The organism is Xanthomonas sp. AM6, from assembly GCF_025665335.1.
GTDB lineage: Bacteria > Pseudomonadota > Gammaproteobacteria > Xanthomonadales > Xanthomonadaceae > Xanthomonas_A.
Genome location: NZ_CP106869.1, coordinates 790445 through 811341, shown reverse-complemented (window position 1 = coordinate 811341; position 20897 = coordinate 790445). Strand labels below are relative to the sequence as shown.

Below are 20897 nucleotides of genomic sequence, written 5' to 3'. Positions count from 1 at the left end.
CATCCGGCGGCCGCGCCACGCACCGCCCGCATCGCTGCATCGGCGCAGGCACTGCGCCTGCCGTGCGGCACTTGGCGACCGCGACGGAGCGCCCGATGAAGCCGCTGGACCTGGTCGGCTGGGCGGCGACGCTGATCCTGGTGGCGACGCTGCTGCGGCAGATCCACAAGCAATGGCGCGCGCCCGACGTGCAGGCGGTGTCGGCCTGGCTGTTCGTCGGCCAGATCAGCGCCTCGGTGCTGTTCATCGTCTACAGCCTGGCGCTGCGCAACTACGTGTTCGTAGCCACCAACACGCTGGTGCTGCTGACCGCCGTGGCCGGGCAGCTGCTGCAGACGCTGAAACGGCGGCGCCTGCGCGACGCACGCGGGCACCCCTCGTGAGCCGGCCGGCGCTGCTGATCGTGGACATGGTCAGCCGTTTCGATTTCCCCGACGGCGCGCGCCTGGCCAAGGCGGCGCTGCCGGTGGCCGGGCGCATCGCGCAGCTGCGCGCACGCTTCCATCGCCGCGGCTGGCCGGTACTGTTCGCCAACGACAACTTCGCCGACTGGCAGACCGATTTCGAAGGCCTGTGGACGCTGTGCGCCGACCCGGCGCAGCGCGGCGCGCGGATCGCCAGGCTGCTGGCGCCGCAGCCGCAGGACTACTACGTGCTCAAGCCGAAGCATTCGGCGTTCCTGGATTCGGCGCTGCAGGTGCTGCTGTCGCGGTTGCAGGCCGAGCGCCTGCTGATCACCGGCGTGGCCACCGACGCCTGCGTGCTGGCCACCGCGATCGATGCGCGGATGCGCGATTTCCAGGTGCAGGTGCCGCCCTCGTGCTGCGCCACGTTCGGCGCGGCGCGCCAGCAGCGCGCGTTGCGGCTGTTGCACGAGGCGTTCGCGGTCAGCCTGAGCGAACGGTTGCCGGCACGCTGATCCGCGCTGGAGGCCTAGTGCGCTGCGCTGTCGCCTTCGCCGGGCGGCGCTTCGGCGACGTAGGGGAACGCCAGGGTGATGGTGGTGCCATGGCCCAGCGCCGAATCCACATCGACGAAGCCGCCGGCCTGGCGCACCAGGCCGTAGACCTGGGCCAGGCCCAGGCCGGTGCCCTTGCCCTCGGGCTTGGTGGTGAAATAGGCCTCGAACAGCCGCGACTTGGTCTCCTCGGACATGCCCTCGCCCTGGTCGCTGACCGACAGGGTCACGTAGCGGCCCGGCTGGCGCATCGCCGCCGCTTCCGGCGACGGCGGCACCTGCAGGGTGCCGCAGCGGATCGACACCAGGTCGCCCGGCCGGCAGGCATCGCGCGCGTTCAGCGCCAGGTTCATCACCGCCTGCTCGACCGAGCCGCGGTCGGCATAGGTGGTGGCGCCGCCGTCGGTGGTGGCCAGCTGCAATTTCATTTCCCCGCCCAGCGCCTGCGCCAGCAGCGGCTGCATGGTCACCACCACCTCGCACAGGTCCAGCCATTCCGGCTTGACCGGGTGCGCGCGGGCGAAGCCGAGCAGGCGCCGGGTCATCCGCGCGCCGTGCTGCAGCGCCTCGCTGGCGATGCCGAGCAGCTTGCGCTGGTCCGGCTGCAGGCGCTGCGGATGCTCGGCGACCATGCTCACCGAGGTCATCGCGGTCTGCAGCATGTTGTTGAAGTCGTGGACGATGCCGGCGAGCATCTGCCCGATCGCCTCGCCCTTCTGCGCCTGGGTCATCGCCCGCTCGGCGACGCGCTGCGCGGCCAGGGCGATGTCCAGCTGCCCGCGCAGCTGGGTGTGCTCGGCCTGCAGCTGCTGCCGCCCGAGCGTTTCGCTGGCCGCCAGCGGCGGCACGGCGCGGGCCTGCGGCAGGTCGCCGAGGGTGCGCAGGGCTTCCTCGATCTGGCGATGCTCGGTGACGTCGCGGCTGATCACCAGCACGCTTTCCACTTCGGCGTCGGCATTGGTCAGCGGGCTGGCCAGCACGTGCCACCAGCGCGGGCGCCCGTCCAGGGTCGGGCGCTGCGCCCAGAATTCGTACTGTTCGTTGCGCAGCGCCGCGGCCAGCGCGGTTTCGGCGAGCGGGCGCATGTCCTGCGGCCACAGCGCCACCCATTCGCGGCCGACGATGCGCTTGGGTTCCGCCGCGCCCAGCAGGACCAGGCCGTGCGCGTTGATCGAGCGCACCACGCCGTCGCGGCCGATCTCCTTGATGCAATCGTGCGAGAGTTCGACGATCTGTCGATAGCGGGCGTGAGTGGGCAAGCGACGTCTCGCGATTAGGTGGTCGAGCATATCGGCATCACCGTGGCGTCACCAGCGCTTCACCGCTCAATGGCGAAGCTGCGGGCAACGAAGCCGATGGCACCAGCATTATGCGCGGGACTTGCGCCCTCACCACGATTCTTTTGGTGGAGGACGACCAGACGATCCGGGAATTGGCGGCAATGATGCTCGATGCCGATGGCTATCGGGTGCTGTCGGCCGGGACCGCCAACGAGGCGCTGGTGTTGCTCGAGCAGCATCCGGACGTGGACCTGATCTTCAGCGACGTGCAGATGCCCGGCTGCGACGGCGTGACCATGGTGCGCGAACTGCGCCGGCGCGCGGTGACCATCCCCGCCCTGCTCACCTCCGGCATGAAGAACCCCGAGACCGCGACGCTGCCCACCCATACCGGCTTCCTGTCCAAGCCCTACAGCCATTCCGGCCTGTTGGCGGCATTGCAGCGCCTGCAGCCCACCCACTAGCGGATGCCGCTGGCGCGGGCGCGCGGCATGGGTCAGCCGAACACCAGCTTTCCGTACCGCGCCGAACGGATCGCCGCCAGGCGTTCGGCGACGAAATGCTCGCCGGCGCGGACGTCGCCGAAGTAGACCCCGTCGAACGCATGCCGGCCGAGTACGGCGCCGTCGTCGCCCGAGATCCGGATCTGCGGCACCAGCACCCCGTCCGGGCCTGCGGCGAGGATCGCGTCCAGTACGAAGCCATCCAGTTCGCGGCGCATCCGTTGGTCGGGTTGGGTCATGCCGGCATTGCAGCACAGGCCGGATGAAGACCCCACAACCCGCAGGTTCACGCCGGCCGGCGCGGCCGGCGGCGATGCGGAAAACGAAGCTAAACGATTCATGCGAGCCTGCTGCGTGGGACCGCCTGCGATGCGGCCGATTCACTATGCGGCAGCAGCCCATCTGTAGCGTAGACAACACGCGCACTTCACGCCCCTTTTATCGCCGCGTTCGTACATTGCTGAAGAAGCGCTGACCCGCTTGTCCGCTGTACCTCTTCCATCTTTGGTTTTACGCCGCGCGCCTGTTGTGGGCATGCGGCGGCAGTTGCTTTCCGTGTCCCCGTCTCCCCCTCTTCGACGGAACTGCCATGTCGCCCCCTACGCTCGCCGATTTGCCCGATAGACAACGCGATACCCATCCGGTCCTGCGCGCCCCCCGGCGCCGCCATCGCGATGCGCGCGGCCGCTTCATCCGCGCCGCCGAGGTCACCGTCAAGCTGCAGCCCGCGCCGCGTCGCGCCAGCCTGTTCGTGACCTCGGAAATGGCCGACTTCATCAAGGCCGGCGGGCTCGGCGACGTGGCCGCGGCGCTGCCGCGCGCGCTGCGCGGCAGCTGCGACATCCGCGTGCTGATCCCGGGCTACCCGGCGGTGCTGCGCAAGACCGGCCCGCTGGAGATCGTCGGCCACATCGCCGCGCACGCCGGCATGCCGGCCTGCGCGCTGGGCCGCGCCGAACGCCCCGACGGCCTGTGCGTGTACGTGCTGCTGTGCCCGCAACTGTTCGAGCGCCAGGGCTCGCCGTACGTGTCCAGCGAAGGCCGCGACTGGGAAGACAACGCGCTGCGCTTCGCCACGCTGTCGTACGCGGCCGCGCAGATCGCCGGCGGCCAGGCCGGGCTGGACTGGAACCCGGACCTGCTGCACCTCAACGACTGGCCGTGTGCGCTGGCCGCCGCCTACGTGCGCTGGTCCGGCGGGCGCACGCCGTGCCTGCTGACCATCCACAACCTGGCCTACCAGGGCCTGTTCCCGTACGCGATGGCCGGCGCCCTGGGCATCCCCACCGAGGGCCTGCAGGACCTGGAGTTCTACGGGCAGATGTCGTTCCTGCGCGCCGGCATCGTCCACGCCGACCACGTCAACACGGTCAGCGTCAGCTACGCCGCGCAGATCACCGGCCCGGCGCAGGGCTGCGGCCTGGAATCGCTGCTGGCCCGGCATGCCGCCAGCGGCCGCCTCAGCGGCATCGTCAACGGCATCGACGCCAGCTGGGACCCGCGCACCGACGACCACCTGCACGCCCATTTCGGCATCGACCAGTTCCAGGGCAAGCGCGAGAACGCCGCCCACGTGCGCCGCGCGTTCGGCCTGATCGACAGCGACGGGCCGCTGTTCGCGGTGGTGTCGCGGCTGGTGCACCAGAAGGGCCTGGACCTGATCTGCGAGGTGGCGCCGCAGATCGTCGCCGCCGGCGGCCAGATCGTGGTGATCGGCGGCGGCGAGCCGCAGATCGAGAAGGCGGTGGCGGCGCTGGCGCGGCGCTTCCCCGGCCAGGTCGGCGCCCACATCGGCTTCGAGGAACGCCTGGCGCGGCGCATGTTCGCCGGCTCGGACTTCCTGCTGATGCCGTCGCGCTTCGAGCCGTGCGGGCTGAGCCAGATGTACGCGCAGCGCTTCGGCAGCCTGCCGATCGCGCACGCCACCGGCGGCCTGATCGACACCGTGGACGACGGCGTGACCGGGTTCCTGTTCGAGGACCCGTCCGCCGACGGCCTGCGCCGCTGCCTGCAGCGGGTGTTCCGCACCTTCCGCCTGCCGCGCCTGCTGCAGGCGATGCGCCGCGCGGCGATGCTGCGGCCCAGCGGCTGGGACCTGGCCGGGCGCAAGTACATGGCCCTGTACGACCGCACCGCGGCCCCGGCGTCGGCGGTGGCATGAGCGAACGGGAGCGGTCGCCGGACGCGACGCCGGTGTGGGACGCGCCGCTGGAAGCGGCGGACGACGAGCACGAACGGCTGGCGCTGCAGGCGCTGGCGCGCGGCGAGGCGGTGGATGCGTTCGCCTGGCTGGGTCCGCATGCCGCCGCCGATGGCACGGTGCGGGTGCGCGCGCTGGTGCCGGGCGCCGACGCGGTGGGCCTGCTCGACGCCGCCGGCAAGCTGGTGGCGCGGATGCGCGCCCACCCCGAGGCCGAAGGCCTCTTCGAAGGCGAACTGAAGACGGCGGTGCCGTACCGGCTGCGCATCGTGTGGCCGGACGCGGTCCAGGAAAGCGACGACCCCTATGCGTTCGGCCCGGTGCTGGACCCGGCCTGGCTGCGCGGCATGGCCGATGGCGACGGCGCCGCGCTGCGCACCGCGTTGGGCGCGCACCACGCCCGCCTCGGCGCGGTGGACGGGGTGCGCTTCGCGGTGTGGGCGCCGCATGCGCGCCGGGTCGCGCTGGTCGGCGACTTCAACGGCTGGGACGGCCGCCGCCATCCGATGCGCCTGCATCGCGAGGCCGGCGTATGGGAACTGTTCGTGCCCGGGCTGCGTGGCGGCGAGCACTACCAGTACGAGATCCTCGCCGCCGACGGCACCGCGCTGCCGCGCAAGGCCGACCCGGTCGCGCGGCACAGCACGCGCGCCCCGGACACCGCCTCGGTGGTGCCCAGTGCCGGCGCCGTCGCCTGGCACGATGCGGACTGGCTGGCGCAGCGCCAGGCGCGCGCCGGCGCCGCGCAGCCGATGAGCATCTACGAACTGCACGCCGGCTCCTGGCGCCACGACGCGCACGGCCAGCCGCTGCAATGGGACGCGCTGGCCGCGCAGTTGATCCCGTACGTGCAGGAACTGGGCTTCACCCATATCGAGCTGCTGCCGATCGCCGAGTATCCGTTCGGCGGCTCCTGGGGCTACCAGCCGCTGGGCCTGTACGCGCCGACCGCGCGGCATGGCGACGCGGACGGCTTCGCGCGCTTCGTCGATGCCTGCCACCAGGCCGGGATCGGGGTGATCCTGGACTGGGTCGGCGCGCACTTCCCCGACGACGCGCACGGCCTGCAGCGCTTCGACGGCACCGCGCTGTACGAACACGCCGATCCGCGCGAAGGCGTGCACCGCGAGTGGAACACCCTGATCTACAACTACGGCCGTGCCGAAGTGGTCGCCTACCTGATCGGCAGCGCGCTGGAATGGATCGAGCGCTTCCACGTCGATGGCCTGCGCGTGGATGCGGTGGCCTCGATGCTGTACCGCGACTACGGCCGCAACGAGGGCGAATGGGTGCCCAACGCCGCAGGCGGGCGCGAGAACCTGGAGGCGGTCGCGTTCCTGCGCCGGCTCAACGCCGAGATCGCGCAGCGCTTCCCCGGGGTGCGGGTGATGGCCGAGGAATCCACTTCCTGGCCGGGCGTGACCGCGCCGCCGGAGCAGGGCGGGCTGGGCTTCAGCCACAAGTGGAACATGGGCTGGATGCACGACACGCTGAGCTACATGCGGCGCGACCCGATCCACCGCCAGCACCACCACAGCGAGATGACCTTCGGCCTGGTGTACGCGTTCTCCGAGCACTTCGTGCTGCCGCTGTCGCACGACGAGGTGGCGCCGGGCAAGGGCTCGCTGCTGGCGAAGATGCCCGGCGACGCCTGGCAGCGCTTCGCCAACCTGCGCGCCTACCTGGCCTTCATGTGGGCGCACCCGGGGCGCAAGCTGCTGTTCATGGGCGGCGAGTTCGGGCAGTGGCAGGAATGGGACCACGACCGCGCGCTGGACTGGGCGCAGGCGCAGCGCCCGGAGCATCGCGGCGTGGCGCGGCTGGTCGGCGACCTCAACCGCCAGCTGCGCGCGCTGCCGGCGCTGTACCGCAGCGACCGCGCGCCCGACGGCTTCGAATGGAGCGTGGCCGACGACCACCGCAACAGCGTGTTCGCCTTCGTGCGCCACGACCGCGACGGCGGCGCGCCGCCGCTGCTGGCGGTGAGCAACTTCACCCCGACCGTGCATCACGGCTACTGCCTCGGCGTGCCGCGCAGCGGGCAGTGGCGCGAACTCCTCAATACCGACAGCGGCCACTACGGCGGCTCCAATCAGGGCAACGGCGGCGCCCTGCGCACCGTGGCGCAGCCGATGCACGGGCATGCGCAATCGCTGGCGCTGACCCTGCCGCCGCTGTCCACCCTCTGGTTGCAAGCGGAGCACTGACGTGAACATCGCAACGAACGCACCACCGACCGGCGCCGCGACAACGACGCCGCACGCCGCGCTGCGCCAGGGCGCCTGGCCCACCGCCGACGGCGAGGTCGCCTTCGCGCTGTGGGCGCCGGACGCCACCGGCGTGGAACTGGTGTTCGACGACGGCAGCCGGCGTCCGCTGGCCGCTGCGGGGGACGGCTATTTCGCCGCCACCCTCCCCTGCGCCGCCGGCACCCGCTACCGCTACGCGATCGACGGCGGCGAGCCGGTGCCCGATCCCGCTTCGCGCTGGCAGCCCGACGGCGTGCACGGCGCCAGCGCGGTGCTGGCCAGCGACGGCTACCGCTGGAAGCACGACGCCTGGCGCGGCCGGCCGTGGGCGGAAACGGTGTTCTACGAACTGCACGTGGGCGCCTGCGGCGGCTACGCCGGGCTGCGCGCGCAGTTGCAGACGCTGGCCGCGCTCGGCGTCACCGCGATCGAGCTGATGCCGCTGGCCGCCTTCCCCGGCCGCCACAACTGGGGCTACGACGGCGTGCTGCCGTACGCGCCGGCCGCCGCCTACGGCCATCCCGACGAACTCAAGGCGCTGATCGACGAGGCGCACGGGCTGGGCCTGAGCGTGTTCCTGGACGTGGTCTACAACCACTTCGGCCCGGACGGCAACTACATCGGCCAGTACGCCTCGCCGTTCTTCCGCGAGGACGCGCCGACCCCGTGGGGCGCGGCGATCGACTTCCGGCTGGCGCCGGTGCAGCGCTACTTCATCGACAACGCGCTGATGTGGCTGCACGAATACCGCTTCGACGGCCTGCGCCTGGACGCGGTGCACGCGATCGTGCCCAACGCCTTCCTGGACACCTTGCGCGAGGCGATCATGGCCAGCGTGCCTGACGGGCGCCACGTGCACCTGGTGCTGGAGAACGAGGCCAACCAGGCCGGCGTGCTGGAGCGCGGCTACAGCGCGCAGTGGGACGACGACTTCCACAACAGCCTGCACGTGCTGCTGACCGGCGAGCACGAGGGCTACTACGCCGGCTTCGCCGACGCGCCGGCGCAGCACCTGGCGCGGGTACTGGGCGAAGGCTTCGCCTACCAGGGCCAGGCCGACCACCGCGGGCATGCGCGCGGCGAACCGAGCGCGCAGCTGCCGCCGCACAAGTTCGTGATCTTCGCGCAGAACCACGACCAGATCGGCAACCGCGCACGCGGCGACCGGCTCATCACCCAGGTGAGCGAACCGGCGCTGCGCGCGGCGCTGGCGCTGACCGCGCTGACCCCGATGATCCCGCTGTTCTTCATGGGCGAACCGTGGGGCAGCCGCACCCCGTTCCTGTTCTTCACCGACTTCGCGCCGCCGCTGGACGAAGCGGTGCGCGAAGGCCGGCGCCGCGAGTTCGCGCATTTCGCCGCGTTCGCCGATCCGCAGCAGCGCGCGACCATTCCCGACCCGAACGCGCCGAGCACGTTCGAAGCGTCCATCGCCGACATCAACGACGCCACCCACGGCGAGGGCGCGCGCTGGCGCGACTGGTTCGCGGCGCTGATGGCGCTGCGCCAACGGCGCCTCGTGCCCACGCTGCCACAGGCGCGCGCGCTGGGCGCACGCACGCTGGGGCCGAAGGCGGTGGCCGCGGGCTGGAACCTGGGCGATGGGGAATGGCACGTGGCCGCGAACTTCGGCGAGGCGCCGGTGGCGCTGGACCTGCCCGGCACCACCGTGCATGGAGAGAACGCCGGCGACGACCCGGCGCAACTGCCGCCCAACGCGTTCATCGCGCGCTACCGGCCCGGTTCCACACCGTAGCCACACGCTGTCGCGACGCCATCGCGACGGCGCCCCCGGCAAGCTGGCCGTCCCGTTCGTCGCCGAACACCGCGCACGCCTTCGCGTGCGCGGCCGCAGCGGCGGCGCGTCCTCCTTCCCCCTGCCGCGGCCCGACTTGCCCATGACCGATACTCCCCTGCACACCCTGGCCTCCGCCGCCGGCCTGCTGGTCGACTGGATCGACGCCTCCGACACGCCGCGCACGGTCGGCGCGGACACGCTGCGCAGCGTGCTCGGCGCGCTCGGCCTGGACGCGCGCGACGACGCCGCCTGCCGCGACAGCCTGCGCCGGCTGCAGGCCACCGCCACCGCCGCACCGCTGCTGACCGCCGACCTCGGCGCGCCGATCGAAGTCGGCGGCACCCCCGGCGCGGCGTACCGGCTCGCGCACGAAGACGGCAGCCAGCGCGACGGCCGCTTCGATGCGCAGGGCCGCGTGGCCGCGCTCGACACCCACGGCTACTGGACCCTGCAGCACGGCGACCGCCACACCACCCTGGCGCTGGCGCCGGCGCGTTGCTACGGCGTGGCCGATGCGGTCGGCGACGATGCGCCACGGCGCTGGGGCCTGTCGCTGCAGGTGTACTCGGCGCAAGGCCCGCGCGACGCCGGCATCGGCGACGCGGACGGCGTGGCCGCCTGGGCCGATCGCATCGCCGCGGCCGGCGGCGACGCGATCGCGCTGAGCCCGGTGCACGCGGCGCGGCCGGTCGGCACCCACTACAGCCCGTACTCGCCCGGCGACCGCCGCTTCCTGGACCCGCTGCAGGCCGCGCCGGCGCGCGTGCTCGGCGCCGCCGCGGCGCAGCGCGCGCTGCAGGCGGCCGGGCTGGAGCAGGCCTTCGCCGACGCGCAGGCGCGTGCGCTGATCGACTGGCCGGCTTCGGCCGCGGCGAAGTGGCAGTGGCTGCGCCAGCTGCATGCCGACTTCGCCCAGGCCGACGCCGCCCTGCAGGCGGATTTCGCCGCATTCGAGCACGAACGCGGCGCCGCCTTGCGCGACTACGCCGCATTCGCCGCGCGCGATTTCGGCGACGCCGACCCGGCCCTGCACCGCTTCGCGCAATGGCTGGCCGCGCGCAGCTGGGCCGGCGTGCAGGCACAGGCGCGCGAGGCCGGCATGGGCATCGGCCTGATCGCCGACCTGGCGGTGGGCTTCGATCCGGGCGGCGCCGAAGCCGCGGCCTGGCCGCAGGCGGTGCTGGCCGGGCTGGAACTGGGCGCGCCGCCGGATGCGTTCAACGGCGACGGCCAGGCCTGGGGCATCGGCGGCTACTCGCCGACCGGCCTGCGCGCCAGCGGCTATGCGCCGTTCATCGAGTTGTTGCGCGCGGTGCTGCGCGACCGCGGCGGCGTGCGCATCGACCACATCCTCGGCCTGCTGCGGCTGTGGACGATCCCGCGCGGCGCCAGTTCCGCCGACGGCGTGTACCTGCGCTATCCGTTGCACGACCTGCTGCGGCTGCTGGCGCTGGAATCGTGGCGGCACCGCGCGATCGTGATCGGCGAGGACCTGGGCGTGGTGCCGGACGGCATCCGCGCCGAACTGTCGCAGCGCGGGGTCATGGGCATCGACGTGCTGCTGTTCACCCGCGACGCCAAGGGCGCGTTCCTGCCGCCGGCGCGCTGGCGCGGCGATGCGATCGCCACCACCACCACCCACGACCTGCCGACCCTGCGCGGCTGGCGCCGCGGCGAGGACATCGACTGGCGCCGGCGCCTGCAGCTGTCCGACGCCGCGCAGCAGCGCGCCGACCACCTGGCCCGCGCCGCCGACGTGGCCAGCATGGACGGCGCGGTCGCCGCCGCGCTGGCGCGGGGGCAGGCGCAGGATCCGGAACTGGGCGCGCTGCGCTTCGTCGCCGCCACGCCCTCGCCGCTGGCGCTGCTGCCGGCCGAGGACGCGCTGGGCCTGGACCAGCAACCGAATCTGCCGGGCACCGTCGACGGCCATCCGAACTGGCGCCGGCGCGTGCCGGCACCGGACGCGGCCGCCGCCGACACCCCGCTCGACACCCGCCTGGACGCGTTCGCGCAGGCCCGCCGCGCCGCCTCCGCCGCGCAAGGAACCGACCAATGAGCTTGATCCCGCTGCGCGCCACCGCCCGCCTGCAACTGCATGCCGGCTTCACCCTGCTCGACGCCGCCGCGCAGGTGCCCTACTACGCCGACCTGGGCATCAGCCACCTGTACCTGTCGCCGATCGGCACCGCGGTGCCCGGCTCCACCCATGGCTACGACGTCACCGATCCGCGCCAGGTCAATCCCGAACTCGGCGGCGAGCCAGCGCTGCTGCAGCTGTCCGAACGCGTGCGCGCGCACGGCATGGGCCTGATCCTGGACATTGTGCCCAACCACATGGCCGCGCACGCGGCCAATCCGTGGTGGTGGGACGTGCTCAAGCACGGCCGGCAGAGCCGCCACGCCGGCTGGTTCGACATCGACTGGCGCGCCCCCGGCCGCGACGGCAAGCTGTGGCTGCCGGTGCTAGACCGACCGTACGCGCAGGCGCTGAGCGAAGGCGCGCTGCAGCTGCGGGTCGACGAACACGGCGAGGTGCAGCTGGAGCACCACGACCAGCGTTTCCCGATCCGCCTGGAAGGCCCCGTCGCGCAGGACCCGCCCGCCACGCGCCAGGCCTGGGCGGCGCGGCTCAACGATGCCGCGCGGCTGGGCGACGACACCCTGCACCGGCTGATCGAGCGCCAGTGCTACCGCCTGGCGTGGTGGCGGGTCGGCAACGACATGCTGAACTACCGGCGCTTCTTCGACATCACCTCGCTAGCCGCGCTGCGCGTGGAGCAGAACGAGGTGTTCGCCGCGGTGCACGAGCTGCCGCTGCGGCTGGTCGCCGAGGGCCATCTGGACGGCGTGCGCGTGGACCACGTCGACGGCCTGGCCGACCCCACCGGCTACGTGCAGCGGCTGCGCGCGCAGCTGGACCGCGCCGGGCGCCGCCGCGGCATCGGCGCCGGCGGCGTGGCGCTGTACATCGAGAAGATCCTGGCGCCGCAGGAAACCCTGCGCGCCGATTGGCCGTGCGACGGCACCACCGGCTACGAGTTCATGGACCAGGTCGCCGGCGTGCTGCACGATCCGGCCGGCGCCGCGCCGTTGACCGCACTGTGGCGCCGCGAGACCGGCCGCAGCGGCGATTTCGGCCAGGAACAGCGCGCCGCGCGCGACGAGATCCTGCAGGGCTCGCTGCAGACCGAGTTCGTGCGTACCGTGCAGGCGCTGGCCGCCGCCGCGCACCTGGACCCGGCCACCCGCGAGTTCAGCCCGCAGATGCTGGCCCGCGGGCTGATGGCGCTGCTGCGGCAGTTCGAGGTGTACCGCACCTACGCCGGCCCCGACGGCCTGGACGAAGGCGATGCGTCGCGCCTGGCGCAGGCCGCGCAGCGCGCGCGCGCCGGCGCCGAGCCGCGGGTGTGCGCGGCGATCGACGCGATCGAGCGCTGGAGCCGCGACGGCCGCGGCACCGGCAAGGCGCAGGTGGCGCTGCGGCGCATCGTGCGCCGGCGCATCGAGCAGCTGTCGGCGCCGCTGAACGCCAAGTCGGTCGAGGACACCGCGTTCTACCGCCATGGCGTGCTGCTGTCGCGCAACGAGGTCGGCAGCGACCCGGACGTGTTCGCGCTGGCGCCGGACGCGTTCCACGCCGCCAACGCCGCGCGCGCGCAGCGCCACCCGCGCACGCTGCTGGCCACCGCCACCCACGACCACAAGCGCGGCGAAGACGTGCGCATGCGCCTGGCGGTGCTCAGCGCGCAGGCGCCGTGGTGGGACGCGCAGGTCGCGCGCTTCCAGGCCCTGGCCGCCGACCTGCTGCCGGACGCCAGCGTCGCGCCGCTGCCCGGCGACGTGCTGATGCTGTGGCAGATGCTGGTCGCGGCCTGGCCGCTGGAGCTGGCCGCCGACGATGCCGACGGGTTGCGCGACTACGCCGAGCGCATCGCCGCGTGGCAGCTGAAGGCCGCCCGCGAGGCCAAGCTGCGCACCCACTGGACCTGGCCGGACGAGGCCTACGAAACCGGCGCGCGCGCGCTGCTGGACGCGGCGCTGCTGGCGCCGGCCGGCGCGCCGTTGCGCCAGGCGCTGGCGCAGGCCGCGGCGGCGCTGGCGCCGGCCGGCGCGCTCAACAGCCTGGTGCAGACCACGCTGCGCCTGACCGTGCCCGGCGTGCCGGACCTGTACCAGGGCAGCGAAGGCTGGGACCTGTCGCTGGTCGATCCGGACAACCGCCGCCCGGTGGACTACGCGCAGCGCCAGGCCTGGCTGCGCGACACCACCGCACCGGCGCAGCTGCTGCGCGACTGGCACAGCGGCCACGTCAAGGCCTGGCTGAGCGCGCAGCTGCTGCAGCTGCGCGCCGCGCATCCGGCGCTGTTCGCGCACGGCCGCTATCGCCCGCTGTCCGCGCACGGCCCGCAGGCCGAGCACGTGCTCGGCTTCCTGCGCGAACACGAGGGCCAGACCCTGGCGGTGGTGGTGCCGCGCCTGACCGCGGCGCGGCAGGCGCTGGATCCGGCCGCGCCGCTGCGCGCCCCGCTGGACTGGCATAACACCTTGCTGACGCTGCCCACGGCACAGTACCGGCATGTGTTGGGCGGGCGCACGCTCGCGGCCTCGGCGGCGATGCCGGTGTCCGAGCTGCTCGCCGACTTCCCGGTCGCCGTACTGGCCACCTTCCCCTGACAAGACCGCCATGGACGCAGAAACACGCAAGCGCCGCATCGAACAACTCGCACACGAAATCTGGGAGGCCGAGGGCCGGCCCGACGGCCGCGCCGCCCGCCACTGGGCGATGGCCGAACGCCTGGTCGACGCCGAAGCCCACGCCGCCCCGCAGGACCAACCGCTTTCTCCGGCCGGCAACGGCCCCGCCACGTCGTAAGGATCTCCGCATGCCCCTCCGCAAGCTCGCCCGCCGCTCCCGCATCCGCGAGGGCCGCTCGTATCCGCTGGGCGCCACCTGGGACGGCCTGGGCGTCAATTTCGCGCTGTACTCGAGCAACGCCACCAAGGTGGAGCTGTGCCTGTTCGACGAGCGCGGGCGCGAGGTCGAGCGCATCGTCCTGCCCGAATACACCGACGAGATCTGGCACGGCTACCTGCCCGACGCGCGCCCCGGCCAGCTGTACGGCTACCGCGTGTACGGCCCGTACGCGCCCGACGCCGGGCACCGCTTCAATCCCAACAAGCTGCTGCTCGATCCCTACGCCAAGCAGCTGGTCGGCGAACTGAAATGGGCGCCGGCGCTGTTCGGCTACACCATCGGCCACAAGGACGCGGACCTGAGCTTCGACCGCCGCGACAGCGCCGCCTACATGCCCAAGTGCGCGGTGATCGATCCGGCCTTCACCTGGGGCAAGGACCAGCGCCTGCAGACGCCGTGGGACCGCACCGTGATCTACGAGACCCACGTGCGCGGCACCACCATGCGCCACCCGTCGGTGCCCGAAGCCTGGCGCGGTACCTTCTCCGGGCTCAAGGTCGACGACGTGGTGGAGCACATCAAGCGGCTCGGCATGACCGCGGTGGAACTGCTGCCGGTGCACGCCTTCGTCGACGACGAATACCTGCTCAAGCAGGGCCTGCGCAACTACTGGGGCTACAACACCATCGGCTTCTTCGCGCCGCAGCCGCGCTACATGGCCACGCGCACGGTCGCCGAGTTCAAGCAGATGGTGGCGCGGCTGCACCATGCCGGGCTGGAGGTGATCCTGGACGTGGTCTACAACCACACCGCCGAAGGCAACGAGCTGGGGCCGACGTTGTCGTTCAAGGGCATCGACAACGCCAGCTACTACCGCCTGGCGCAGGACCGCCGCTTCTACATCAACGACACCGGCACCGGCAACACCTTCGACCTGACCAACGCCGGCGCGCTGCGCATGGTCAACGACTCGCTGCGCTACTGGGTGTCGGAAATGCACGTGGACGGGTTCCGCTTCGACCTGGCGACCATCCTCGGCCGCGAGCACCACGGCTTCGATCCCAAGGGCGGCTTCCTCGACGCCTGCCGCCAGGACCCGTTGCTGAGCCAGGTCAAGCTGATCGCCGAGCCGTGGGACGTGGGCCCGGGCGGCTACCAGGTCGGCGGCTTCCCGCCGGGCTGGTCGGAATGGAACGACAAGTTCCGCGACACCGTGCGCGCGTTCTGGCGCGGCGACGAAGGCCAGCTGGCCGAACTGGCCACGCGCCTGACCGGCTCGGCCGACCTGTTCAACCATCGCGGCCGCCGCCCCACCGCCTCGGTCAACTTCGTCACCGCCCACGACGGCTTCACCCTGCACGACCTGGTCAGCTACGAGCACAAGCACAACGAGGCCAACGGCGAGGACAACCGCGACGGCTCGGACAACAACATCTCGGCCAACTACGGCGTGGAGGGCGAGACCGACGACGAGCAGATCAACGCGCTGCGCCAGCGGCAGATGCGCAACATCCTGGCCACGCTGCTGCTGTCGCAGGGCACGCCGATGCTGCTGGCCGGCGACGAATTCGGGCGCAGCAAGGGCGGCAACAACAACACCTACTGCCAGGACAACGAACTGACCTGGCTGAACTGGGACGACGACGAGCGCGCGCAGCGGCTGACCGCGTTCGTGGCGCGCCTGACCCACCTGCGCGCGCACTATCCGCTGCTGCATCGCGCGCGCTTCTTCGACGGCGTCTACGACGAGGAGCTGGGCATCAAGGACGTCAGCTGGCTGGCGCCGGACGGCGAGGAGATGACCGAGGCGTCGTGGCACGACCCGCACGCGCGGGCGATGATGATGCGCCTGGACGGCAGGGCGCCGGCCAGCGGCCTGCGTCAGGCGGCGTCGAACGTGACCTTGCTGATGATCGTCAACGGCGCCGCCGAGGACGTGACCTTCACCCTGCCCCTGGTCGAGGGCGAACACTGGCGCGTGCTGATCGACACCGCCGAACGCGACCACGAGCACGGCCTGCCCGGCGGCTCGCAATGGCACGGCATCGGCCGCTCGCTGACCCTGCTGGCCGCCGAACGCGACGGCAAGGTCGCCGCCGCCCAGCACCAGAACGCGGCGCCGTCGCCGACGCCGGCGGCCTGAAATGGTCCAGGCGCCGGCAGAAGGGCGAGCGGGGGCATAAGCGCGCCGGACGCGCAACCAATCGACGGTTCCGCGCCGGACTCGCGATGGCGGCAGCGCGCCGGAGGCATCGCGCGCCGCCGCGCTCTTCGAGCCTCGGCTGGAGCACGGGGTTCGAGCCGCTTCGGCGGCAGCGGGCGCGGCGGGCGCAGTTGCACTGCAGAGAGGGGCTTGGGCCCCGACTGCATCCGAAGCCTTGGATTTATCCGCTTTCGGATACCCCATGGCCTCGCCGCATCGACTTGGCACGTTGTCCGGCGCCGAGACGCTGTCGGCTCCGCTCGTCGCGGCTGAAGCCGCTCCTACAAGGGAGCGCGTCTCTTCGCCATGCCGTTCAAGCCGCGGAATCCTGTAGGAGCGACTTCAGTCGCGACGGGCCCTACCGGTAGAGCCTGTCGCGACTGAAGTCGCTCCCACAGGGACCATGCAGTCGCCTGCGTCGTTTGCGTCATGGCGGCGGCATGGCGGCCTATATGTACGCCGCGCGTCATCGGTCGGACACGTTATGTGACACCAAGTTACCCGGCTTCGCTCGTCGCGGCTGAAGCCGCTCCTACAAGGGAGGGCGTCTCTTCGCCATGCCGTTCAAGCCGCGGGACTCTGTAGGAGCGACTTCAGTCGCGACGGGCTCTACCGGCAAGGCCCGTCGCGACCGAAGCCGCTCCCACAAGGGATCATGCCGTCGCTTGCATCGCCTGCAACTGCGCGACCTGCGCCTGCACCCGCGCCTCGCCCACCGCGCCGCCGATCAGGATCACTCCCGGGGCGCCCATGCCGAGGCCTTCGGCATCGACGGCCAGCCGCTGGAGCGTGGTCAGCAGCTGCGCCTGCTGCGGCAGGCTCGCCGATTGCACTACCGCGGCCGGGGTATCGCCGGGCAGGTGCCGCAGCAGGGCGGCGCCGAGCGCCGCGATGCGGCCCATGCCCATGTAGATCGCCAGCGTGGTGCCGGTGGCGCACAGTGCCGCCCAGTCCGGCTCGCCATGGTCCTGGGTGTGCGCGGTGACGAAGGTGATGCCATGGCAGTGGTCGCGATGGGTCAGCGACAGGCCCAGCCCGGCCGCGGCGGCGAACCCGGCGCTGACGCCGTTGACGATGCGCACCGCCACGCCGGAAGCGCGCAGGAACGCGATCTCCTCGCCGGCGCGGCCGAACAGCAGGGCCTCGCCGCCCTTGGCGCGCACCACCTGTGCGCCCTGCAGCGCATAGCGCCGCATCAGCCGGCAGATGAAGTCCTGCGGCGTGGAGCGGCAGCCGCCGCGCTTGCCGACCCGGATCACCCGCGCCTGCGGCGCGAACTGCACGATGTCCGGGTTGACCAGGTCGTCGAGCAGCAGCACCTGCGCCGCGGCCAGCGCCTTGACCGCCTTCAGCGTCAGCAACTCCAGGTCGCCAGGACCGGCCGACAGCAGCACCACTTCGCCACCGCCGTGGCGCAGGCCGGACATGCTCGCATCGCTCATCGAAGACTCCGCAGAGGAAGAAGAAATAGAACAGGAGGATTCGCACCCACGGGAGCACCTGTGGCATGGACGAGCCGCACGCGCGTTCGCGCCACTGCGCCCCTACCGCCGAGCGCGCGGGCCACGCACGCACCATTGGTCGCGGACTGCGCCAAGCCGGCAGAGGCCGCAACCGCGCTCATGCGCTTGCGGCCGTGGCGCACAGCCGCAGCACCTGCGGCATGCACGAGCCGCACACGCTGCCGCAGCCCAGCCGGGTGCGGATCTCGGCCGGGGCGGCGCCGCGCGCGGCTTCGGCGCGGATCGCCGATTCGCGCACCTGGGTGCATTGGCACACCACCGGATCGCGTGCGCCGCCGGCCTGGGCGAACGCCGCCAGCCGCGCGCCGTACCAGACCTCGCCGCTCAGCGCGCGCTCCAGCAGCGCTTCGCCGCCGGCATCGCGCTGCGCGCCGGCCAGCAGCAGGCCGTCGAGATGGCTGGCCGGCGCGGCGCCGCGCCAGGCGACGCGCTTGAGCAGGCCGCGGCGCGCGTCGCGGTATTCGAGGGTGTCGGCATCGCCGCCGGCCAGCGCCAGCGCCGCCGCCAGCGCCTCCAGTTGCGCAGGGGCCGGCGCCTGCTCGGCGGCGGCACGCAGCACCAGCCAGGCCTGGTCCTGCCCGCCGGTCTCGGCCTGCAGGCTCAACGCGGCGTAGCCGAAGGTGCGCAGCCATGGCTGCGCGACGGCCTGCAGCGCCAGCGCGTCGCCGCGCCGCGCCAGCAGCAGGTGCCAGCCGAACTCGGCCTTCTCCACGCGCACCGCGGCGTGCTTGAGCTCGGGTTGCTGCGAGCGCGCGTCCACCGTCGCCAGGCTGAGTTCGTTGATGCCGCCGCTGTCCAGGAACTGCGCGTTCCAGTGCATCGCGGCGAACACGTCGCCCGAGCGCATTTCCTCGCACGGTTCCAGCGGCAGCACCAGGCTGCCGCGCTTGCTGGTCACGCGCACCAGGTCGCCGGCGGACAGCCCGCGCCGCGCCGCGTCCTGCGGGTGCATGCGCAGGCCCGGCTGCGGGCTGTGCGCGAACAGCCCCGGCACCCTGCCGCTGCGCGACATGCCGTGCCACTGGTCGCGCAGCCGCCCAGTCAGCAGGCGCAGCGGAAAGCGTGCCGAAGTCGGCTCGGCGACCGGCCTGTAGGGCATGGGATGGAAGCGCGCGCGGCCATCGGCGGTGGCGAACACGCCGTCGGCGTAGCGCCGCGCCTGGCCGTGCGCGGCGCCGGCCGGCAGCGGCCATTGCTGCGGGCCCTGCGCGTCCAGCCGCGCGTGGTCGAGCCCGCCGATGTCCAGGTCGCGGCCGACGCTCAGCGCGCAATGCTCGGCGAACACCGCCGCGGGATCGGCGAAGCCGAAGCGCGAGCCGGCCGCCGGCGCGTCCAGGCGCGCTTCCAGCCGCCGCGCCACCTCGTTGGCGATCCACCAGTCCGGCCTGGCCGCGCCCGGCGCCGGCAGCGCCTGGCGCACGCGCGAGATGCGGCGCTCGGAATTGGTCACCGTGCCGTCCTTCTCGCCCCAGCTCGCCGCCGGCAACAGCACGTCGGCGAACGGCACCGTGTCGGTGTGCACGAAGGCGTCCTGCACGATCACCAGTTCGGCCTGGCGCAGCGCGTCGCGCACCTGCGCGACGTCCGGCATCGAGTGCACGGGATTGGTGCAGGCAATCCACACCGCCTTGACCCGGCCGTTGCGCAGCGCCTCGAACAGCGCCACCGCCGGCAGCCCGGGACGCGCCGACAGCCGCTCGGCCGGCAGCTGCCACAGCCGTTCCAGTTCGGCGCGGTCGGCGGCGTTGTCGATCTCGCGATGCGCGGCCAGCATCGTCGCCATGCCGCCGACCTCGCGCCCGCCCATGGCGTTCGGCTGCCCGGTCAGCGAGAACGGGCCGGCGCCGGGCTTGCCGATCTGCGCGGTGGCCAGGTGCAGGTGGATCAGCGCCAGGTTCTTGTCGGTGCCGTGCGCGGACTGGTTCAGGCCCATGCAGTACAGCGACAGCGCGGGCGCCTCGCGGCCGAACCATTCCGCCGCCTGCACCAGGTCGGCGACCGGGATGCCGCAGAGGTCGGCCGCCATCGCCGGGGTGTATTCGCGCAAGGTCTGCCGCAGTTCGGCGAAGCCCTGCGTGTGCGCGGCGATGAACGCGCGGTCGATGCGGTCTTCCCAGATCAGGTGGTGCAGCATGCCGTTGAACAGCGCCACGTCGGTGCCGGGCTGGATCGGCAGGTGCAGGTCCGCCATCGCCGCGGTGTCGGTGCGGCGCGGATCGACCACGATCCAGCGCACGTCCGGATCGCGCGCGCGCGCCTCCTCGAGCCGGCGGAACAGCACCGGATGCGCATAGGCCATGTTGCTGCCGGCCAGCAGCACGGTCCTGGCCAGGTCCAGGTCCTCGTAGCAGGTCGGCGGGCCGTCCGCGCCCAGCGCCAGCTTGTAGCCGGCGACCGCGCTGGACATGCACAGCCGCGAATTGGTGTCGATGTTGTTGGTGCCGAGCAGGCCCTTGGCCAGCTTGTTGAAGACGTAGTAGTCCTCGGTCAGCAGCTGCCCGGACAGGTAGAACGCCACCGCGTCCGGCCCATGCCGCTCGACGATGCCGGCCAGGCGGTCGGCCACGCTGTCCAGCGCCACCGCCCAGTCCACCGCGCGCCGCGGCGCGTCGCGGTGCGTGCGCAGTTCCGGCTGCAGCGCGCGGCCGTGCGTGCTGCGCACGGTGTCCGGCAAGGTGCGGCCCTTGCTGCACAGGCGGCCGTAATTGGCCGGATGCTCGGGGTCGCCGTCGATGCCGACGATGCGCGCGGCGCCGTCGGCGGCGTGCTCGGTTTCGATCAGCACGCCGCAGCCGACGCCGCAGTAGCAGCAGGTGGACCGGGTCAGCGTGCGCCGCGCCGCGTTGCCCGCCGCCACGTTCGCTGCAGGCACGTGCGCGCCGTCCATCACGCGGCGCCCCGCAACGACAGCCATACCTCGCCGTCGTCCACCCGCACCGGGAAGCGGCGCGCGCAGCCCACGTCCGGCGCGCAGGCCTGGCCGCTGTCCAGGGCGATGTTCCAGTTGTGCAGCGGGCAGGTGACGCTGTCGCCGGCGACGATGCCCTGCGACAGCGGCCCGCCCTTGTGCGGGCATCGATCGACCAGCGCGAACACGCGGTCGCCGTCGGTGCGGAACAGCGCGATCGGGTCGGCGCCGGCGATCTGCAGCACGCGCGCGCCGAGCGCGGGAATGTCGTCGAGGCGGCAGATGCGGATCCAGTGCTGCACGTTCGCGGCGGACGCGCCGCTGTCGGGGGCGATGAGATCGGTCGCGGCCTGCATG

General features: G+C 72.6%; 15 protein-coding genes. 10 read left to right on the top strand and 5 right to left on the bottom strand.

The genetic code is table 11. The features are described 5' to 3' along the window. The first annotated feature begins 95 nt into the window (after positions 1-95). Together OCJ37_RS03365 and OCJ37_RS03360 are read left to right on the top strand one after the other, a co-directional pair. Positions 96-383, top strand: coding sequence for a hypothetical protein (locus OCJ37_RS03365; protein WP_263112292.1), 288 nt, complete (start codon positions 96-98; stop codon positions 381-383). Next, positions 380-919 carry a cysteine hydrolase family protein gene (locus tag OCJ37_RS03360; RefSeq protein WP_263112291.1) on the top strand — a complete coding sequence of 180 codons (540 nt, stop codon included), beginning with the start codon at positions 380-382 and terminating at the stop codon, positions 917-919. Before OCJ37_RS03365 ends, OCJ37_RS03360 begins: the two co-directional genes overlap by 4 nt. 14 nt (positions 920-933) lie before the next feature. Here the strand turns inward: OCJ37_RS03360 and OCJ37_RS03355 are convergent, their stop codons facing one another. Then, entirely contained in the window at positions 934-2217 is a 1284-nt protein-coding gene (locus OCJ37_RS03355; protein WP_263112290.1) for a two-component system sensor histidine kinase NtrB, read from the bottom strand. 185 nt (positions 2218-2402) lie between these two features. On the opposite strand from OCJ37_RS03355, the gene OCJ37_RS03350 reads away from it, so the two are divergent. Beyond that, positions 2403-2702 carry a response regulator gene (locus OCJ37_RS03350; protein ID WP_263112289.1) on the top strand — a complete coding sequence of 100 codons (300 nt, stop codon included), beginning with the start codon at positions 2403-2405 and terminating at the stop codon, positions 2700-2702. Positions 2703-2734: 32 nt separating this feature from the next. On the opposite strand, the gene OCJ37_RS03345 is transcribed toward OCJ37_RS03350, so the two are convergent. After that, on the bottom strand, positions 2735-2980 hold the full coding sequence (locus OCJ37_RS03345; protein WP_263112288.1) for a hypothetical protein: 246 nt from the start codon (positions 2978-2980) through the stop codon (positions 2735-2737). Between the two features lie 350 nt (positions 2981-3330). Between OCJ37_RS03345 and glgA the strand changes: the two genes are divergently transcribed. The 7 genes from glgA to glgX all read left to right on the top strand — a co-directional run bounded on the left by glgA (position 3331) and on the right by glgX (position 16049). After that, positions 3331-4902 carry a glycogen synthase GlgA gene (glgA, locus tag OCJ37_RS03340; protein WP_263112287.1) on the top strand — a complete coding sequence of 524 codons (1572 nt, stop codon included), beginning with the start codon at positions 3331-3333 and terminating at the stop codon, positions 4900-4902. Continuing rightward, complete coding sequence (locus OCJ37_RS03335; RefSeq protein WP_263112286.1) at positions 4899-7148, top strand: 1,4-alpha-glucan branching enzyme; 2250 nt, start codon at positions 4899-4901, stop codon at positions 7146-7148. Before glgA ends, OCJ37_RS03335 begins: the two co-directional genes overlap by 4 nt. 61 nt (positions 7149-7209) lie before the next feature. Beyond that, the gene (gene treZ, locus OCJ37_RS03330) at positions 7210-8946 is read left to right on the top strand and encodes a malto-oligosyltrehalose trehalohydrolase (protein ID WP_263113568.1); all 1737 of its coding nucleotides are present in this window, start codon (positions 7210-7212) and stop codon (positions 8944-8946) included. 142 nt (positions 8947-9088) lie between these two features. Beyond that, the gene (gene malQ, locus OCJ37_RS03325; RefSeq protein WP_263112285.1) at positions 9089-11047 is read left to right on the top strand and encodes a 4-alpha-glucanotransferase; all 1959 of its coding nucleotides are present in this window, start codon (positions 9089-9091) and stop codon (positions 11045-11047) included. A 2-nt stretch (positions 11048-11049) separates the two neighbouring features. After that, the gene (gene treY, locus OCJ37_RS03320; protein ID WP_263113567.1) at positions 11050-13665 is read left to right on the top strand and encodes a malto-oligosyltrehalose synthase; all 2616 of its coding nucleotides are present in this window, start codon (positions 11050-11052) and stop codon (positions 13663-13665) included. A gap of 10 nt (positions 13666-13675) precedes the next feature. Then, entirely contained in the window at positions 13676-13864 is a 189-nt protein-coding gene (locus tag OCJ37_RS03315) for a DUF2934 domain-containing protein (protein WP_263112284.1), read from the top strand. Between the two features lie 10 nt (positions 13865-13874). Beyond that, complete coding sequence (gene glgX / locus OCJ37_RS03310; RefSeq protein ID WP_263112283.1) at positions 13875-16049, top strand: glycogen debranching protein GlgX; 2175 nt, start codon at positions 13875-13877, stop codon at positions 16047-16049. Between the two features lie 713 nt (positions 16050-16762). On the opposite strand, the gene cobA is transcribed toward glgX, so the two are convergent. From cobA to nirD, 3 genes are all read right to left on the bottom strand, one after another. Continuing rightward, a complete protein-coding gene (cobA, locus tag OCJ37_RS03305; RefSeq protein ID WP_263113566.1) occupies positions 16763-17506 on the bottom strand; it encodes a uroporphyrinogen-III C-methyltransferase in 744 nt (247 codons plus the stop codon). A gap of 223 nt (positions 17507-17729) precedes the next feature. Then, positions 17730-20519, bottom strand: a complete 2790-nt coding sequence (locus OCJ37_RS03300; protein ID WP_263113565.1) for a molybdopterin oxidoreductase family protein — start codon at positions 20517-20519, stop codon at positions 17730-17732. Continuing rightward, positions 20519-20896 carry a nitrite reductase small subunit NirD gene (gene nirD, locus OCJ37_RS03295; protein ID WP_263112282.1) on the bottom strand — a complete coding sequence of 126 codons (378 nt, stop codon included), beginning with the start codon at positions 20894-20896 and terminating at the stop codon, positions 20519-20521. Before nirD ends, OCJ37_RS03300 begins: the two co-directional genes overlap by 1 nt. Between the last annotated feature and the right edge of the window lies 1 nt (position 20897).

Bases quoted from the DNA above. Each gene is read 5' to 3' on its own strand.
- OCJ37_RS03365 (WP_263112292.1), top strand. From the start codon at position 96: ATGAAGCCGCTGGACCTGGTCGGCTGGGCGGCGACGCTGATCCTGGTG.
- OCJ37_RS03350 (WP_263112289.1), top strand. From the start codon at position 2,403: ATGCTCGATGCCGATGGCTATCGGGTGCTGTCGGCCGGGACCGCCAAC.
- OCJ37_RS03345 (WP_263112288.1), bottom strand. From the start codon at position 2,980: ATGACCCAACCCGACCAACGGATGCGCCGCGAACTGGATGGCTTCGTA.
- glgA (WP_263112287.1), top strand. From the start codon at position 3,331: ATGTCGCCCCCTACGCTCGCCGATTTGCCCGATAGACAACGCGATACC.
- OCJ37_RS03335 (WP_263112286.1), top strand. From the start codon at position 4,899: ATGAGCGAACGGGAGCGGTCGCCGGACGCGACGCCGGTGTGGGACGCG.
- malQ (WP_263112285.1), top strand. From the start codon at position 9,089: ATGACCGATACTCCCCTGCACACCCTGGCCTCCGCCGCCGGCCTGCTG.
- OCJ37_RS03315 (WP_263112284.1), top strand. From the start codon at position 13,676: ATGGACGCAGAAACACGCAAGCGCCGCATCGAACAACTCGCACACGAA.
- glgX (WP_263112283.1), top strand. From the start codon at position 13,875: ATGCCCCTCCGCAAGCTCGCCCGCCGCTCCCGCATCCGCGAGGGCCGC.
- OCJ37_RS03300 (WP_263113565.1), bottom strand. From the start codon at position 20,519: ATGGACGGCGCGCACGTGCCTGCAGCGAACGTGGCGGCGGGCAACGCG.
- nirD (WP_263112282.1), bottom strand. From the start codon at position 20,896: ATGCAGGCCGCGACCGATCTCATCGCCCCCGACAGCGGCGCGTCCGCC.